We start from the raw sequence: 16,256 nt of genomic DNA, 5'->3' as shown, positions 1-16,256 counted from the left end.
CCAGTCTCCACGATTTGCCAAACTAACACGAAAAATGTTCATATGAACGTATGGATCGATTGCGGGCAATCATGGATGCCCTGACGACCTCCGACAGCGTGTCGGTCGCGGACCTCGCGGCCCAGCACGGTGTCTCGGAGATGACCATTCGCCGGGACCTGGACGAACTCGCCCAGCAGGGCGTCGCCCGCAGGATCCGCGGCGGGGCCCGGAGCCTGCTGCTACGAGGCGAGGAACCGCCGTTCGGCGTGCGCGAGCACGAGGCCACCGAGGACAAGCGCCGGATCGCCGCCGAGGTGGCGAGCCTGCTCGCCGACGGGGAGGCCGTCGTGCTGGACGGCGGCACCACGGCGCTGGCGGTCGCCCGGGAGATCCACGATCGCCGGCTCACCGTGCTGCCGCTGTCCGTCCAGTCGATCCAGGCCCTCAGCGGCGCCCCGCGGATACGGCTGGTGCTGCCCGGTGGCGAGGTGCGGCACGGCGAGCTGAACATCACCGGGCCCCTGGCGGTGAACACCCTGGCGTCCCTGCGCTTCGACACCGCGATCATCGGCTGCTGCGGCCTGTCGGCCGAGCACGGGATCACCGTCCACGACCTGGACGAGGTCGCGGTCAAGCAGGCGGCGATCTCCTCCGCGCGGCGGGTGATCGTGGCGGCCGACTCCTCGAAGTTCCGCCAGACCGCGTTCGCCACGGTCTGCCCGCCCGGCCGCGTCGACGTGCTGGTCACCGACGCCGCCATCCCGCCCGACCAACGGGACGCGCTCACCACCGCCGGGGTCACCGTACGAGTCGCCGCGTGAAGGCCCTCGCCCCGCGCGACGCCGCGCTGCGCCGCGCCCGTCTCGCCGTGTACGTCATGTTCCTGATCCCCGGGATCGCCATCGGTGTGTGGACGGCGCGGATCCCGGCGCTGAAGGAACGGCTTGCGCTCAGCGACGGGCAACTCAGCCTCGCCCTGCTCGCCATCGCGGCGGGCGCGCTCGCCGGCATGCAGGTTGTGGGATACCTGGTCGACCGCCACGGCAGCGGGCGCGTGATGATCCCCCTGGCCGTCGCCCAGGGCGCCGTGCTGCTGCCGCCCGCCGCCATGCCGGACCTGCTCACGCTGGCCGTCTCGCTGGCGCTGTTCGGCGCGGTCCACGGCATGCTGGACGTGTCCATGAACGCCAACGCGGTCGAGGTCGAACGGGCCTGGGGACGGCCGCTCATGTCGTCCTTTCACGCCGTCTTCAGCATCGGAGGCTTCCTCGGCGCCGCGGCCGGAGGCCTGTTCGCCCACGCGGGGATCGGGCCCTGGCCGACCTTCACCGTGACCGGCGCCCTGCTGGCGGCGCTGGCGGTCCTGGCCTCCCGCTGGGCCCTGCGGACCCGGCCGGAGCGCGCGCCCGCGCATGACGCGGGAACCGGGCCGTCGTCCCCGCAACGCGGTGGATCAGGCAGAAAGGCACGAGGAGTGCTGTTCCTCGGTGTTCTGGCCTTCTGCTGCATGGTCGGCGAGGGCGCCTCGGCCGACTGGGGATCGGTCTACCTGCGTGAGGATCTTCGCAGCTCGGCCGGGTTCGCCGCCGCCGCGTACGCCGCCTTCTCCATCATGATGACCGCCGGCCGCCTGGCCGGTGACCGCCTCGCGGCCCGGCTCGGCCCGGTCCCGCTGGTGCGCTGGTGCGGGTCGCTCGCGGGGATCGGCCTGGCGACGGCCCTCCTGATCGACCGGCCGGTGGCAGGAGTGATCGGATTCGCGTGCTTCGGCGCGGGACTGTCCTGCATCGTCCCGCAGGTGTTCTCGGCAGCCGGCCATCGCGACCCGGACCGGGCGGGCCAAGCGCTCGCCCGGGTGGCCAGCCTGGGGTACCTGGGCTTCCTCACCGGGCCGGTGCTGATCGGCGCCGCGTCGGAGGTGCTGGACCTGCCGCGCGCGCTGGCCATCCCGGCGCTGCTCGCGCTCTTCGTCGCCCTGGCGGCTCCGGCGCTGCGACCGCCCTCGGGAAGGGTCGTCCCGGACAGGGCCACCACGGGCCACACCGCCGAATAGCGCCCAGGCCCGCTCACCCTGAGTGAGCCGACGGCCGGGCCCGTCCGGGTGCGACGATCCGAAGAGGCGCGGTCAGATCGGCTCGCCGCTGTCGTCGCCAGGCAGGCTCGGCCTCGGGGAGACGGTGCCGCTGTCTCCCGGTGAAGGGGTCGGTGACGGCTTCAAGGTGTCGCTGGGCGAGGGGACCTGCGGCGGCGTCGGCACGAACATCGTCGGCGGGGGCGGGCGCGAGGGCGGCACTGTCTCCTCGCCCCGGCCCAGCAGCAGCCACGCGATCGCCCCGGTCAGCGTCACCAGCGCCAGCAGGGTCGTCAGCGCCACCAGCACGGCACGGCGGGTCTCGGTGAGCGGCGGCGCGGGCGGCGGCGGGAGCGGGACCGCCGGCGCGCGGTCCCCCAGCCAGTAGGGCACGAAGTCGGGCCCGTGGGCCTCGCCGATCAGCGTGCCGCTCACCAGCACCGACTCCAGGAACCACCCCGCGCCCACCCCTCCGGGGGTGTAAGGCACAGCCACCCACGGCGCCGTGCCGTCGTCCATCGCGATGACCTGCGGCGCTCCGGCCGCCCCCCGTCCCCTTGCACGCGCGACCCAGCCTCGCACGCCGCCGCGCGCGGGCACCGCCTGGCCGATCGCGGTGAGGAACCGCTCACGGGCGGCCGCGTCCAGGGCGGCGCCCCGGGTCAGCAGCGCGATCGACACCGCGCGGCCGTCGGGGTCCTGGGCGAGGTAGACGAACCCCGTGGCGAGCGCCTGAAGCCGTGCCTGAACGACGTAGGCACCCAGCCGGGGAGGGTCGCCGTACTGGAGCGGAGTGGCCACGGTTGACATGAAAGCACACCTAGACACTCGGCTCACCGTGACGGTGCCGTGCACCTTTGCGCCGTGTTTGATGGAATGGCCGCATGACCGTTGCGGAAGAGCGCAGTGACGGATCCGGGCCGGACGAAGGTGCCGACGCGGACCTCCGTCTACTCCAGCAGTCCCTCACCGAGGTCCGGCGCGTCATCGTCGGCCAGGACCACATGATCGAACGACTGCTGGTGGCGTTGCTGGCCCGCGGTCACTGCCTTCTCGAGGGCGTGCCGGGTGTCGCCAAGACCCTGGCGGCCTCCACCTTGTCGACCGTGGTGGGCGGCACCTTCGCCCGCATCCAGTTCACCCCGGACCTCGTGCCGAGCGACATCGTCGGCACCCGGGTCTACCACCCGTCCAGCGAGAGCTTCGACGTCGAGCTCGGGCCGGTGTTCGTCAACTTCCTGCTCGCCGACGAGATCAACCGGGCGCCGGCCAAGGTGCAGTCGGCGCTGCTGGAGGTCATGGCCGAACGGCAGGTCACCCTGGCGGGCCACACCCATCCGCTGCCCCGGCCGTTCATCGTGCTGGCCACGCAGAACCCCATCGAGTCCGAGGGCGTCTATCCCCTTCCCGAGGTCCAGCGCGACAGGTTCCTGTTCAAGGTGCGGGTCGGCCACCCCACGGCGAGCGAGGAACTGGAGATCCTGCACCGCATGAGCGTCTCCCCGCCGCTGCCCGGGCGGGTGCTCGACCCGGCACGGCTGATGGCCCTGCAGAAGCTCGCCGACCAGGTCTCGGTCCACCAGCTCGTCGCCGACTACGTCGTACGGCTGGTGATGGCGACCCGCTCGCCCGCCGAGTACGGGCTGCGCGAGCTGGAGGAGGCCATCGAGATCGGGGTCAGCCCCCGGGCGACCCTAGGCCTGGTGGCGGCCGGGCGGGCGCTGGCACTGCTGCGCGGGCGTGACTACCTGCTCCCCGACGACGTGCGCGACGTCGCCGTGGACGTCATGGGACACCGTCTGATGCTGACCTTCGACGCGCTCGCCGACGGGGTCGACACCGAGGACGTGGTGCGCCAGATCCTGGTCTCCGTGCCACCTCCGCTCGTCGTCTGGAACCAGGCCCAGCGATGACCGGCCCGGGGGCCCCAGCGGAAGGCGCCGAGCGCGGGCGCAGCCCCGAGCATGCCCTGCGGCGCCTGGAGCTGACCGTCGTGCGCCGCCTCGATGGGCTGCTCCACGGGCAGCACCAGGGCCTGCTGCCGGGCGCGGGAAGCGAGCTCGGGGACAGCAGGGTGTACGTGCCGGGTGAGGACGACGTGCGCCGCATGGACTGGTCGGTCACGGCCCGCACGACCGTCCCGCACGTCCGCGACCTGGTCGCCGACCGCGAGCTGGAGACGTGGGTGCTGGCCGACCTCTCGCCGAGCATGGACTTCGGCACCGCCGAGATGGAGAAGCGCGACCTGGTGATCGCCGCGGTGGGGGCGATCGGCTTCCTGACCAGCCGCATCGGTGACCGCTTCGGCGCCTATGTCATCCACGGCGACGAGATCCACCGCCTGCCGGCCCGCACCGGCCGCCCGGCGATGTACGCGCTGCTGCAGACCCTGCTGGACGCGCCGCGCGGCACCCCGGTGGCCGAGCCGACGCGCCTTGCCGAGGCGATCGGGCGGCTCGGGGCGGCGCAGCGCAAGCGGGGACTGCGCGTGATCGTGTCCGACTTCCTCGAGCTCGGCCAGGGCGGCCCGGAGGCCGAGCGCGAGTGGGAGCGGTCGGTGCGCCGCCTGGCCGCCCGCCACCAGGTGCTCGCCGTGGAGGTGCTCGACCGGCGCGAGCTCGAACTGCCCGACGTGGGGCTGGTCGCCCTGACCGATCCGGAGACGGGGCGGACGCGCGAGGTCCATCTCTCCCCCAAGATCCGCCGGGCCTACGCCGAGGCGGCGGCCGCGCAGCGGGAAGGCACCCGCAGGGCGCTGCGCCGGTGCGGGGCCGGCCACATGGTGCTGCGCACCGACCGCGACTGGGTCTACGACATCGCCCAGTACACGCTGCGGCACCGGCGCACCGCCCACCTCGCCGGACGGCACCCCACCAGGAGGGCAGGCGCGTGATCTTTCTGTCTCCGGGCTGGCTGTGGCTCTTCGTGGCGCTCGCCCTCATCGTGGCGGCCTACGTCCTCACGCAGTTCACCCGCCGCCGGTACGCCGTGCGGTTCACCAACCTGGCGCTGCTCAGCCTGGTCGCCCCGGAACGGCCGGGGTGGCGGCGTCACGTGCCCGCCGCGCTGTTCCTGGTGATGATGAGCCTGCTGGTGCTGGGCGCGGCGCGACCGGCCGACGCCACGCGGGTGCCGCGCGACCGTGCGACGATCATCGTCGCGGTGGACATCTCCCTCTCGATGGAGGCCGCCGACGTCTCCCCGACACGGCTGGTCGCCGCCCAGCAGGCCGCGCAGCAGTTCGTCAAGGACCTGCCGGAACGGTTCAACGTGGGCCTGGTCTCCTTCGCACGCTCCGCCGCGGTGGTGATCTCCCCCACCACCGACCACATGGCCGTGATCACCGCCATCGGCAACCTGTCCACCCGCCCGGGCACCGCCATCGGCGAGGCGGTGTTCAACTCCCTGGACGCCGTGCGCTCGTTCGACCAGCGGGCCGTGACCGATCCGCCGCCCTCGGCGATCGTCCTGCTGTCCGACGGGGACAACACCTCGGGCCGGTCGGTCAACGAGGCGATCCAGGCGGCGGCCGGCTTCCACGTGCCGGTCTCCACCATCGCCTACGGCACGCCCGACGGCACGGTGAGCATCGACGGCCGTGACGTGCAGGTGCCGGTCAACAAGGCCACGCTGCAGACCCTGGCCGACGGGACCAGCGGGCGCGCCTACTCCGCCGAGTCGGGGGACGAGTTGCGTGACGTCTACGGCCAGATCGGCAGCTCCCTGGGATACCGCATCGTGCACCAGGAGATCGGCCAGTGGTTCACGATCGCCGGGATCTTCGCCGGCCTGCTGGTCGCCGCCGCCACGATGCTCCTGGGGTCGCGCCTGCCCTGAGCACGCGCGGGCGCGCGCCTCGCGCCACGCCCGAGCACGACCACCGCCGTGTGGTTGGTAACGTCTCTGCACGTGACGTCCAAGGGGGCACATTACTTCGAGGAGCGGCCGGGCGCGGCCGCCCGGCCGGGCACCGTCGATGTGATCCTGCCCGACCTGCACCTGCGCCTGGCCACCGACAGCGGCGTCTTCTCCCCCAACCGGCTCGACCCGGGCACGCGGGTGCTGCTGGAGAGCGTCCCGCCGCCTCCCGGCGAAGGTGATCTGCTCGACCTCGGCTGCGGGTACGGCCCGATCGCGCTGACCATGGCGTCCCGGGCCCCGGAGGCGACGGTGTGGGCGGTGGACGTCAACCGCCGCTCGGTGGAGTTGTGCGAGCGCAATGCCCAAGCCGCCGGCCTTGACAAAGTAAGGTCGGTGCACGTGGACGACGTCCCACCGGGCGTCCGCTTCTCGGCGATCTGGTCCAACCCGGCGATCCGCATCGGCAAGCCCGCCCTGCACGCCATGCTCGGCCGCTGGCTCGACCGGCTCACGCCGGACGGCGTGGCCTACCTGGTGGTGCAGAAGCACCTCGGCTCCGACTCGTTGCAGCGATGGCTCGGCGATCAGGGCTGGGCCACGAGCCGGGTGGCGTCGCGGTCGGCCTACCGCGTGCTCCGGGTCGCCGCACGCCCCGCCCAAGAGCGGTCCGCGCCCTCTTCCCCGGGACCAGAGGCGCACCACCCTTCCGCAGACGAGGTTCCCCCCGGTGCCGGCGGCACGAACGACGAGGAGCGATGAACGCCCGATGAGCACAGGCACCCGCAGGCAGATGCGCCCGACCGACGTCAAGCGGCTCAACCGCACCTGGCGCAGGGGCACCGAGAACCGGCTGTCGCTGATCCTGGAGTCGGTGACGGGCCCGTTCAACGTCGGCTCCATCTTCCGCACGGCCGCCGCCTTCGGCGCCGACCAGGTGTGGCTGGCGGGCAACGCCACGCCCCCCACCAATCCCAAGGCGCAGAAGACGGCGCTCGGCACCGACCGGCTGGTCACCTGGCACGAACCCGTCCCCGCGGTGGAGGCCGTGGCGGCCGCCAAGGAGGACGGCTACACCGTGATCGCCGTCGAGCTCACCGGCGACGCCGTGCCCCTGCACCAGGCCAGGCTCGACCGCGACGTGTGCCTGGTGCTCGGCAACGAGGACCACGGCTGCTCCCCCGCCCTGCTCGATGCCGTCGACGAGGTCCTCTACATCCCGCAGGTCGGCCGGGTCGGTTCGTTCAACGTCGGGGTCGCCGGCGCGATCGTCCTGGCCGAGGCCCGCCGCCAGGAGTGGGCCGCCGCCGGCGCGCCGGGCGGCGCCTGAGACCACCTCGACGGGCACTCCCTCGCGCCACCGACGATGATCGGCGGGCACCGGACAGGTGTCAGTAGGTCGTGACCCAAATGTTCACCCGGCTAAGCTGACGTGACAGCCTTACACAGGAGATACTCCTGCTCGTGCAGCGCCGCTTCCCGTTTCTCGACCACCCCGGCCCGCTGGCCTTCGCCCATCGCGGCGGGGCCGCCGAGGGCCGGGAGAACACCATGGCCGCCTTCTCCCGGGCCGTCGACATGGGGTACACCTACCTCGAGACCGACGCCCACGCCACGGCCGACGGCGTGCTGCTGGCCTTCCACGACCACACGCTCGACCGCGTGACCGACCGCCAGGGCCGCCTGGCCGCCCTGCCCTACCGCGAGGTGCGCCAGGCCCGCATCGGCGGCGTGGAGGAGATCCCGCTCCTTGAGGACATGCTCGGCACCTGGTCCGACGTGCGCGTCAACATCGACGTCAAGGAGGCCCAGGCGATCCGGCCGCTGGCCGAGGCGATCCGCCGCACCGACGCCTACGACCGGGTCTGCCTGACCTCGTTCTCCGACATCCGGCTGGCCAGGGCCCGCATGGCGGTCGGCCGCCCGGTCTGCTCGGCGCTCGGCCCCCGCGGCGTGGCCCGGCTACGGGCCGCCGCCCTCGGCTCGGGGTACGGCCGCCTGCTCGGCGGCCTGGCCCGTGAGGGCATCCCGTGCGCGCAGGTTCCCGTGGGGTTCCGCGGGGTGCGGGTCACCACCCGCGCCCTGGTCCGCACGGCCCACGCCCTCGGCATGCAGGTGCACGTCTGGACGGTCGACGACCCGCGCGTGATGGAGGGCCTGCTCGACCTCGGCGTGGACGGCATCATGACCGACAACATCACGGGCCTGCGGGACGTCCTCAGCGGCCGGGGCCAGTGGTACCCGCGCCGGCCCGCCGCACACGCGTGACGCCGGCCCGACCCGCTTCCGGCGCCGCGCCCGCGCCGGTCGCCGCCTGACCCGCGATCTTCGACCCCCCGACCAGGCCAGGAGAACCCCCATGACCACCTCCATCGTCGCCGAGGACCCCCCGAAGGCGCGCAAGCGCGAGCAGTGGGGCTGGTACTGGTACGACTTCGCCAACTCGGGCTTCCAGACGACGGTGATCACGGTCTTCCTCGGCCCGTACCTCACCACGCTCGCCGAGAAGGCCGCCGGCGGGGAGAACGGGTTCGTCGGCTTCCTCGGCTTCGACCTCAGGGCCAAGGCCTACTTCTCGGCGATCGTCTCGATGTCGGTGGTCCTGCAGATCCTGGTCATGCCGGTGGCCGGCGCCCTGGCCGATCACACCGGCCGCAAGAGGGAACTGCTCGCCTTCTTCGCCTACGTGGGCGCGCTGGCGACCCTCGGCTTCTACTTCGTGTCCGGCGACGCCTACGCGCTCGGCGGGGCGCTGTTCATCGTCGCCAACGTGGCCTTCGGGGCCGCCATGGTCGTCTACAACTCGTTCCTTCCCCAGATCGCCGGCTCGGACGAGCGCGACCGGGTCTCCTCGATCGGCTGGGGGTTCGGCTACCTGGGCGGCTTCGCGCTGCTCGCGATCAACCTGTACCTCTACATGTACAGCGGCATCGACGAGGGCCTGGCGGTGCGCGTCAGCCTCGCCTCCGCCGGGTTGTGGTGGGCCCTGTTCACCGTGATCCCGTTGCTGCGCCTGCGCAACCGCCGGGTCGAGTCCCACGACGCCACGCCCGTCCAGGCCGTCACCGGCAGCTTCCGCCAGCTCGGCCGCACCATCGCCGACCTGCGCCGCTATCCGCGCAGCCTGCTGTTCCTGCTCGCCTACCTGATCTACAACGACGGCGTCCAGACGGTGATCTCCTTCTCCGCGACCTACGCCGATCAGGAGCTCGGACTTGGCAAGACCGTGCAGATCACGGCGATCCTGATGGTCCAGCTCGTCGCCTTCGGCGGGGCCCTGCTGCTCGGGTGGCTCGCCTCGCACTTCGGCACCAAGCGCACGGTGCTGGCCAGCCTGGTGCTGTGGACCGCCGTCGTGGCCGTGGCGTACTTCCTGCAGAAGGGCGCGGCCATCCAGTTCTACGCGATCGCCTTCCTGATCGCGATCGTGCTGGGCGGCACCCAGGCGCTCTCGCGGTCGCTCTACTCGCTGGTGATACCCGCGGGCAGGGAGGCGGAGTACTTCAGCCTTTTCGAAGTAAGCGACAAGGGCTCGGCACTTCTCGGATCATTCACGCTCACCCTGGCGCTCCAGCTCACCAACAGCTACCGCTCGGCGATCCTGTCCCTGGTGATCTTTTTCGTCGTCGGATTCGTGCTGCTCATGGTGGTCAACCTGCCAAGAGCCATCCGCGAGGCGGGGAACGAGGTTCCCGCGCGGGTGTAGCGAGAGGGGCTCACGCCCGGAACGTCATGAAGATCAGCTTTGCCACACCGCGTGCCCGAGGCCAAAAGCGCGATTGGATCACCCCAAGGGTGGGAATCCATCCACGGTATCAAGCGTTGTAAGCCGTGGAGACCCACCCCTCATAATGGGGCCCTCAGGAGGCATTGAAACATGGGCGAGCGTGCACTTCGCGGTACCCGTCTCGGAGCCACCAGCTACGAGAACGACCGCAACACCGACCTGGCCCCGCGCCAGGAGGTGCCTTACACCTGCCCGAAGGGCCACCGCTTCGACGTGCCCCTTGCCGCGGAGGCGGAGATCCCGGCGACATGGGAGTGCCGCAGTTGCGGGGCCACCGCTCTCAGGGTGGATGCGGAGCAGCCTCAGCAGAAGAAGGCCAAGCCGCCGCGCACCCACTGGGACATGCTACTGGAGCGCCGGACGATCGAGGACCTCGAAGAGGTCCTCAACGAGCGTCTGGCGATCCTTCGGGCACAGCGGCGCAAGAGCGCCTGACCTGTCAGCGGCGCCTTCGGGCCACCTCAGGGTGGTCCCGGGGGCGCCTCTTCTATGCCCGCGAACCGGCCGTCGTCCCCGTGGCCGCCGCCCACGCGACCAGCGTCGACCGTCCGGAGAGCCGCGCTCGCGACCAGCGTCGACGTTCGTAGGGCCGCCGCGCCGGCGAAATGGATCTAACCGTTGTCGGGGGAGCCGCCGCGCGGGCGGGGAGGCACCTGCCTGGGCGTGTCGCCGTCGCCAGAGGCCCGCCTGCCCGGCTCACCGGACGTCTCGTCGTCGACCACCTGGCCGCTGACGACCCGGGACCCGCCGGTCCGGGACGCTCCCGGCCCGGCCGGCCCGCCGGGCGGGAACATCATCCCGAAGGGCGACCCCGCGGCCATGACGCGCACGCGGCGGCCGAGGAACCAGCTCAGGCCGCGCCGCGCGATCGGGCGGGTGAACGGCAGGATGAGGAAGAACCCGAAGAGGTCGGTGATGAACCCGGGGGTCAGCAGCAGGGTGCCGCCCGCCACCACCAGGGCGCCGTCGGCAAGCTCGCGGTCGGGCATCCGCCCGGAATTGAGGGCCTCGCGCAGCGCCCGCCAGGCGCGCCGCCCCTCACGCCGCACGAGCCAGGCTCCGAGCAGGCTGTCGAGAATGAGCAGACCGACCGTCTGCCAGCCGCCGATGGCCTGGCCGATCTGGATGAGCACCCAGATCTCCAGCACCGGCACGACCAAGAACGCTATGAACAGCAGCACACGCAGCATGGCTTCACCATCACCTCGCGTCGTACAACGCCCGGACCCCGCCTGGTGGTTCCCCGGGCCGGGCAACGGCGGCCGGGACCGGATCAGCGAGCTCTCCTGATGCGGCGGGGCAGGCCGATGACGCCCCACAAGGTCACCCGCCACAGCGCCTCGGCGACGATGGCGCGGCTCATCTTGCTCGCCCCGACCGTGCGGTCGACGAACGTGATCGGCACCTCGGCGACCCTCAGGCCGTGCCGGATCGTGCGCAGGGTCAGGTCGACCTGGAAGCAGTAGCCCTCGGACTCCACGTCGTCGAGCCCGATCTTCTCCAGCGTCGAGGAGCGGTAGGCGCGAAAGCCCGCCGTGGTGTCGCGCACCGGCACGCCCAGCACCAGGCGGGCGTAGGTGTTGGCGCCCCGCGACAACAGCTCGCGTGAGACCGGCCAGTCGACGACCTTGCCGCCGGGCACCCAGCGTGACCCGATGACCAGGTCGGCGCCCTCGCCGAGCGCGTCGAGCAGCAACGGGAGCTGCTCGGGCCTGTGGGAGCCGTCGGCGTCCATCTCGACCAGCACGTCGAAGCCCTCGGACAGGCCGTGACGGAACCCGGCGATGTAGGCGGCGCCCAGGCCCTGCTTGCCCGGGCGGTGCAGCACGTGGACGTGCTCGTCGCCGGCGGCCAGCTCGTCGGCGATCTCGCCGGTGCCGTCGGGGCTGCCGTCGTCGACGATCAGCAGATGGGCGTCCGGCACGGCCGCGCGCACCCGTCCGGCGATCGCCGGCAGGTTCTCGCGTTCGTTGTACGTCGGAACGATGACGAGCACCCGCCCCAGGATCCGCTCCATCACCCATCCTCTTCTTCGGTGGAGAACTGTTGAGGCGCCGGGCGCCGCCGCGGGAGGGCGGCGGCCAGGGCACCCGTGGCGACGAGCAGCAACGCCCACTCCGGCAGGGCGCCGACCCGGGTCGCGAGGGTCTCACCCGTACGGACCGGGACGTTCAGCACGGCCATGTCCGCCACCCGCTCGGGAGTCTGCCAGCGCACGTCCCCGTGCGGGTCGACATATGCCGAGATGCCCGTGGTGGCGGCGATGACCACCGCGCGATCGTGCTCCACGGCCCGCAGCCGCGACATGGCGAGCTGCTGCGGCGGCAGGCTGGTCAGCGCGTAGGTGGCGTTGTTGGTCTGTACCACGAGAGGGGTGCCGCCGGCGCGAACCGTGCTGCGCACAATGTCGTCGAAGGCGACCTCGTAGCACTCGACCGCGCCCACCGTCACCGGCCCCATCCTCAGATCGCCGTCGCGGGTGCCGGCCAGCGACTGCAGGCCGACGAGGTTGACGCGCTCGATGAACTTCGCGAGAAGGTCCCTGAAGGGGACGAACTCCCCGAAAGGCACGAGTTTCCGCTTGTCATAGTAAGCACCCGGCCCGCTCACCGGATCCCAGACGATGCCGCGGGTGTACCTGTGCCCTCCGTCCGGCGAGCGTACGACGGCACCGACCAGTACGGGCACCCCTATGTCGCGCACGGCCGCGTCGATCACCCCGTAGGCGTAGGAGCTGCGGTAGGGGTCGATGTCGGTGGAGTTCTCCGGCCACACCACGATGTCGGGCCGTGCGACCTGGCCCGCGCGGACGGACCGCGCCAGCTCGTGGGTCTTGTCGGCGTGGTTGCGCAGCACGACCGCCGGCTCGTCGCCGAGGAAGCCCAGGCCCTGGCCCGGCACGTCGCCCTGGATCACGCCGACCCGGACGCTCCCGGCCCCTTGGTCACCGGGCCTCGGCACGGCGTACCCGAGCAGCGGGACCGCGACCACGCCCGCCAGCAGGACCGCGACCGGCCCGGTGAACCGCCGGGGCGTGAGCCGCACGGTCAGCAGGGCGAGCAGGGTGCCGCACAGGACCACCGTGAAGGTGACCAGCGGCGCGCCGCCGAGCGCGGCGTAGGGGGTGAAGACCGACCCTCCCTGGCTGAACGCCACGCGCACCCAGGGGAAGCCGCCCACGGGGAACAGCCCGCGTGCCCACTCCTGGGCGACCCACAGGGCGGCCACCCACAGCGGCCAGCCCCGCAGCCGCGTCACCAGGGCGACCCCGGCCGACATCGCGGCGAAGAACAGGCTCTCGACCGCCACCAGGATCAGCCAGGCGTCGTCGCCGATCGGCCGCACCCAGGCGAGCGCCGGGAGCAGGAAGGCGACGCCACCGAGGTACCCCAGCCAGGCGGCGCGACGGAGGCCGGCCCCGCGCACCGCGAGCGTGAGCAGCGCCACGCCGGGCGGGGCGAGGAACCACAGCTCCACGGGCGGGAAGGCGAGGAACAGCAGCACCCCTCCGGCCAGGCAGGCCGCGAGTCGTATGAGGGCACGCGAAGGGGGCGGGGCGCCGGAGACGGCCGGCGCCCGCTCGTCTTCCTGCAGCATCTGGTCGACCACAGTTGGCGGGATCTTCTTTCGCGGGTCCTTGGGTAACCACCGAACGCTACCGCCCGGCGGACCCGGCTCCAACCGCCGGGCTGGCGCGGCGGTGAAAGATCACGCATGGTGATCCCCGGGTCTCCCCTTGTTCTGCGGGGAACCCAGGAACCACGCTGCGGCTCTGGCACGGGGCGGGAAGAGGGCCCGGACGACCCTTCGGACCGGATCCGTCCCGTCGGCGGCGGGCGCGGATTTCCGTTGTCTACTGGGTGTCCAGGCCCCTCCCGGGTCCAACCCCCCATCCGGCTGGGGTGCCCCGACTCGACGGAACGCCAGCGCTGCGCCTGGCTGAGCAGACGGAGTCGTGCTCCGTCATGACGCAGAATCCGACGATGTCAAAAGACGGCCAACCGGTTAGTCCCGTGCTGGACTGTCCAGCAAACTACCGACCTCAGCTCAGATGTCAACCGTGTCCCGATCAGCGGAAACACCAAGTTTTCGCAGCTAGGACAGGAGACGTGAGTGCCGTCAATGCCGTCATGTGCAGTGATGTCCGCACTCCGGGGCGGTCAGACCACCTCTTTCCGGCGGTCGTCCCACCTCAGAGCGGTGCGCTCGGCCCCGCAAGATCACTCGCCGAGGCAGCGGGACAGGACCGCGGGGAGGTCGCCGGTGTGCACGACCCCAAGCCTGCGGGTGGCGCGGGTCAGTGCCACGTAAAGATCACTGGCCCCGCGTGGCGACTCGTCCAGGATCTCGCGCGGTTCGACGACGATCACTCCGTCGAACTCCAGGCCCTTGGCGTCGGCGACGGTCAGCACGGCCACCGGAGCCTCCAGCGCGTCGGCGCCCGGGCCCGCCACCGCGCCCGTGACCGACGAGGTGACGGCCCGGCCGAACTCGGCCGCGCGGGAGGCCGGGACGATCACGACGAGCCGCCCGCCTTCGACGATCTCGCCGCTCACGATCGGCCCCAGCTCCCGTGTGCCGCCGATCCGGCGCGCCCACGGGTGCTCACCGGTCTCGCGTACCGACTCGGGGGCCTTGAGGTCGGGGCCGACCAGCCTGAGCACGTCCGCGGCGACGGCCATGAGCTCGACGGGGGTGCGGTAGTTGACGGTGAGGGTCTCCTCGCGCCAGCGGCCGCCGGCGTAGGGGTCGAGGACCTGCCCCCAGGAGCCGGTGCCCGCGACCGAACCGGTCTGGGCGATGTCGCCCACGATCGTCATCGAGCGGTTGGGGATGCGGCGCATCAGCATCCGCCACGCCATGGCCGACAGCTCCTGCGCCTCGTCCACGATGATGTGCCCGTACGCCCAGGTGCGGTCGGCGGCGGCGCGCTCGGCGGTCGTCAGGTGGACGTCGTCGCCCCGATGCCGGGCCGCGAACCGCTCGGCGTCCATGATGTCGGACATCCCCGTCAGCTCGAGGACCTCGCGGGCGTAGATGAGCTCGGAGTCGCGCTCGGTCTCCTCGGCGCGCCGCGCGGCGGCGAACTCCTCCTCGGCGTGCAGCGCCGCGGCGCGCAGCACCCCCGGGTCGATGTCACCGAGCAGCTCGGCGGCCTCGTCGAGCAGCGGCACGTCGGCCTCGGTCCAGAAGTCGCCCCGGCCACGCGGGACCTGGCGGAACAGGGCTTCCCGCTCGTTGGCGGACAGCCCGGCGTAGGTCATGCGCTCGTGGGAGGCGAACAGGCCGATGAGCAGTTGCTGGGGGGTGAGATAGGGCCACAGGCGGTTGAGCGCCGTCTTCACCGCGGGCTCGGTGCGCAGGTCCTCGCGCAGGTCGGCGAGGTCGCCCTCGTCGAGCATGCCCCGGCCGAGCGCCTTGGCGGCCTGCTTGGCCAGGGCGTTGAGTATGTGGCGCACGAAGACGGATCTGGCCTGGTTGTGGGGGCGCCGGCTGCGCGCCGCACGGTTCCTGGCGGCCTCGCAGGTGCGCTGGTCCAGCCGGAGGGTGTACCTGCCGAGCTCGATGTCGACCGGCCGCAGGGGCACCCGCTGGCGATCCTGGACGGCCTTGGCCACCACGCCGGTCATGCGGAGCGACCCCTTGATCGCGGCGGCCTCCGCTGACTCGCGCGCCTTGGCGGTGACGCCGGGGTACAGCTCGGCGACGGTGGACAGCAGGACGTCGGTCTCGCCCAGGGAGGGCAGCACCTGCTCGATGTAGCGCAGGAAGGTGAGGTTCGGCCCGACGATCAGCACGCCGCGGCGGGCCAGCCGCTCGCGGTGGGTGTAGAGCAGGTAGGCGGCGCGGTGCAGGGCCACGACGGTCTTCCCGGTGCCCGGGCCGCCCTGGACCACCAGGATGCCGTTGAGGTCGCTGCGGATCACGCGGTCCTGCTCGGCCTGGATGGTGGCGACGATGTCGCGCATGCGCCCGGTGCGCTTCTCGTCCAGGGCTGCCAGCAGGGCGGCCTCGCCGTTGAGCGTGGCCCGGTCGGCCTCGGTCAGCCGGGCGAGGTCGAGCAGGTCGTCGTCGACGCCGATGACACGCCGCCCGCGGGTCTGCAGGTGGCGCCGCCGCGTCACGCCCATGGGGGCGGCCGGGGTGGCGCGGTAGAACGGCTGGGCGACGGGGGCGCGCCAGTCGATGAGCAGCCGGGCCTGGTCGTCGTCCGACAGTCCCAGGCGGCCGATGTAGAGGGGCTTCTCCCCTGTCAGATCGAGGCGCCCGAAGCACAGGCCGTTCTCCACGGCCCACAGCCGTGCCAGCCGCTCGGAGTACATCCCGGCGAAGGAGTCGCGTTCCGACCGGTTCTGGTGGGTGCCGCCACCACCCTGGGCGAGAACCCCGTCGAGCTGCTTCTGCGTGCGTGCCCGCAGCAGGTCGAGCCGCTCGTACAGGCCGGTGACGTATCCCTGCTCCTTGGCGAGCTCGATTTGACGGGTAGCCCCTGCTTCATTATTATTGGTAGTAATCTGAAACTCCGGGCTTTTTTGCTGTTTATGTTTAATGTGACGA

At 71.9% G+C, this 16,256-nt stretch carries 15 protein-coding genes; 10 read left to right on the top strand and 5 right to left on the bottom strand.

Annotation, left to right across the window (positions count from 1 at the left end):
- Positions 1-50: 50 nt before the first annotated feature.
- Together ABD810_RS21825 and ABD810_RS21820 are read left to right on the top strand one after the other, a co-directional pair.
- Complete coding sequence (locus tag ABD810_RS21825; protein WP_344943284.1) at positions 51-803, top strand: DeoR/GlpR family DNA-binding transcription regulator; 753 nt, start codon at positions 51-53, stop codon at positions 801-803.
- Positions 800-2,035 carry an MFS transporter gene (locus ABD810_RS21820; RefSeq protein ID WP_344943280.1) on the top strand — a complete coding sequence of 412 codons (1,236 nt, stop codon included), beginning with the start codon at positions 800-802 and terminating at the stop codon, positions 2,033-2,035. The genes ABD810_RS21825 and ABD810_RS21820 overlap by 4 nt, the downstream gene beginning before the upstream one ends.
- A gap of 72 nt (positions 2,036-2,107) precedes the next feature.
- Here the strand turns inward: ABD810_RS21820 and ABD810_RS21815 are convergent, their stop codons facing one another.
- Positions 2,108-2,863, bottom strand: a complete 756-nt coding sequence (locus tag ABD810_RS21815) for a hypothetical protein (protein ID WP_344943276.1) — start codon at positions 2,861-2,863, stop codon at positions 2,108-2,110.
- 74 nt (positions 2,864-2,937) lie between these two features.
- Here ABD810_RS21815 and ABD810_RS21810 point away from each other — a divergent pair, with 74 nt between their 5' ends.
- The 8 genes from ABD810_RS21810 to ABD810_RS21775 all read left to right on the top strand — a co-directional run bounded on the left by ABD810_RS21810 (position 2,938) and on the right by ABD810_RS21775 (position 10,133).
- Entirely contained in the window at positions 2,938-3,966 is a 1,029-nt protein-coding gene (locus ABD810_RS21810) for an AAA family ATPase (RefSeq protein WP_344943273.1), read from the top strand.
- Entirely contained in the window at positions 3,963-4,946 is a 984-nt protein-coding gene (locus ABD810_RS21805) for a DUF58 domain-containing protein (protein ID WP_344943270.1), read from the top strand. The genes ABD810_RS21810 and ABD810_RS21805 overlap by 4 nt, the downstream gene beginning before the upstream one ends.
- Positions 4,943-5,890, top strand: a complete 948-nt coding sequence (locus ABD810_RS21800; protein ID WP_344943267.1) for a VWA domain-containing protein — start codon at positions 4,943-4,945, stop codon at positions 5,888-5,890. Before ABD810_RS21805 ends, ABD810_RS21800 begins: the two co-directional genes overlap by 4 nt.
- A gap of 72 nt (positions 5,891-5,962) precedes the next feature.
- Positions 5,963-6,673, top strand: a complete 711-nt coding sequence (locus ABD810_RS21795; RefSeq protein ID WP_344943264.1) for a class I SAM-dependent methyltransferase — start codon at positions 5,963-5,965, stop codon at positions 6,671-6,673.
- Positions 6,674-6,680: 7 nt separating this feature from the next.
- Entirely contained in the window at positions 6,681-7,241 is a 561-nt protein-coding gene (locus ABD810_RS21790; protein ID WP_344943261.1) for a TrmH family RNA methyltransferase, read from the top strand.
- 134 nt (positions 7,242-7,375) lie between these two features.
- Positions 7,376-8,179: a glycerophosphodiester phosphodiesterase family protein gene (locus ABD810_RS21785; RefSeq protein WP_344943258.1), complete on the top strand. Its 804-nt coding sequence runs from the start codon at positions 7,376-7,378 to the stop codon at positions 8,177-8,179.
- 91 nt (positions 8,180-8,270) lie between these two features.
- Positions 8,271-9,617 carry an MFS transporter gene (locus tag ABD810_RS21780; RefSeq protein WP_344943255.1) on the top strand — a complete coding sequence of 449 codons (1,347 nt, stop codon included), beginning with the start codon at positions 8,271-8,273 and terminating at the stop codon, positions 9,615-9,617.
- A gap of 171 nt (positions 9,618-9,788) precedes the next feature.
- Complete coding sequence (locus tag ABD810_RS21775; RefSeq protein WP_184981820.1) at positions 9,789-10,133, top strand: RNA polymerase-binding protein RbpA; 345 nt, start codon at positions 9,789-9,791, stop codon at positions 10,131-10,133.
- Between the two features lie 176 nt (positions 10,134-10,309).
- On the opposite strand, the gene ABD810_RS21770 is transcribed toward ABD810_RS21775, so the two are convergent.
- The 4 genes from ABD810_RS21770 to ABD810_RS21755 form a co-directional block, all read right to left on the bottom strand.
- Positions 10,310-10,888 carry an FxsA family protein gene (locus ABD810_RS21770; protein ID WP_344943252.1) on the bottom strand — a complete coding sequence of 193 codons (579 nt, stop codon included), beginning with the start codon at positions 10,886-10,888 and terminating at the stop codon, positions 10,310-10,312.
- An 83-nt stretch (positions 10,889-10,971) separates the two neighbouring features.
- Positions 10,972-11,715, bottom strand: a complete 744-nt coding sequence (locus ABD810_RS21765; RefSeq protein WP_344943249.1) for a polyprenol monophosphomannose synthase — start codon at positions 11,713-11,715, stop codon at positions 10,972-10,974.
- Positions 11,715-13,295 carry an apolipoprotein N-acyltransferase gene (gene lnt / locus ABD810_RS21760; RefSeq protein WP_344943246.1) on the bottom strand — a complete coding sequence of 527 codons (1,581 nt, stop codon included), beginning with the start codon at positions 13,293-13,295 and terminating at the stop codon, positions 11,715-11,717. The genes ABD810_RS21765 and lnt overlap by 1 nt, the downstream gene beginning before the upstream one ends.
- 623 nt (positions 13,296-13,918) lie before the next feature.
- Positions 13,919-16,021 carry a HelD family protein gene (locus tag ABD810_RS21755; RefSeq protein WP_344943243.1) on the bottom strand — a complete coding sequence of 701 codons (2,103 nt, stop codon included), beginning with the start codon at positions 16,019-16,021 and terminating at the stop codon, positions 13,919-13,921.
- Positions 16,022-16,256 lie beyond the last annotated feature (235 nt).

The sequence above is a fragment of the Sphaerisporangium flaviroseum genome, from assembly GCF_039537005.1.
GTDB classification, from domain to species: domain Bacteria; phylum Actinomycetota; class Actinomycetes; order Streptosporangiales; family Streptosporangiaceae; genus Sphaerisporangium; species Sphaerisporangium flaviroseum.
This window is presented reverse-complemented; position numbering and strand designations above follow the sequence as displayed.

Coding starts and splice junctions, on each gene's coding strand:
- ABD810_RS21805 (WP_344943270.1), top strand. CDS start 3,963: ATGACCGGCCCGGGGGCCCCAGCGGAAGGCGCCGAGCGCGGGCGCAGC.
- ABD810_RS21790 (WP_344943261.1), top strand. CDS start 6,681: ATGAGCACAGGCACCCGCAGGCAGATGCGCCCGACCGACGTCAAGCGG.
- ABD810_RS21815 (WP_344943276.1), bottom strand. CDS start 2,863: ATGTCAACCGTGGCCACTCCGCTCCAGTACGGCGACCCTCCCCGGCTG.
- ABD810_RS21825 (WP_344943284.1), top strand. CDS start 51: ATGGATCGATTGCGGGCAATCATGGATGCCCTGACGACCTCCGACAGC.
- ABD810_RS21755 (WP_344943243.1), bottom strand. CDS start 16,021: ATGTACTCCGAGCGGCTGGCACGGCTGTGGGCCGTGGAGAACGGCCTG.
- ABD810_RS21770 (WP_344943252.1), bottom strand. CDS start 10,888: ATGCTGCGTGTGCTGCTGTTCATAGCGTTCTTGGTCGTGCCGGTGCTG.
- ABD810_RS21780 (WP_344943255.1), top strand. CDS start 8,271: ATGACCACCTCCATCGTCGCCGAGGACCCCCCGAAGGCGCGCAAGCGC.
- ABD810_RS21765 (WP_344943249.1), bottom strand. CDS start 11,715: ATGGAGCGGATCCTGGGGCGGGTGCTCGTCATCGTTCCGACGTACAAC.
- ABD810_RS21775 (WP_184981820.1), top strand. CDS start 9,789: ATGGGCGAGCGTGCACTTCGCGGTACCCGTCTCGGAGCCACCAGCTAC.
- lnt (WP_344943246.1), bottom strand. CDS start 13,295: ATGCTGCAGGAAGACGAGCGGGCGCCGGCCGTCTCCGGCGCCCCGCCC.
- ABD810_RS21810 (WP_344943273.1), top strand. CDS start 2,938: ATGACCGTTGCGGAAGAGCGCAGTGACGGATCCGGGCCGGACGAAGGT.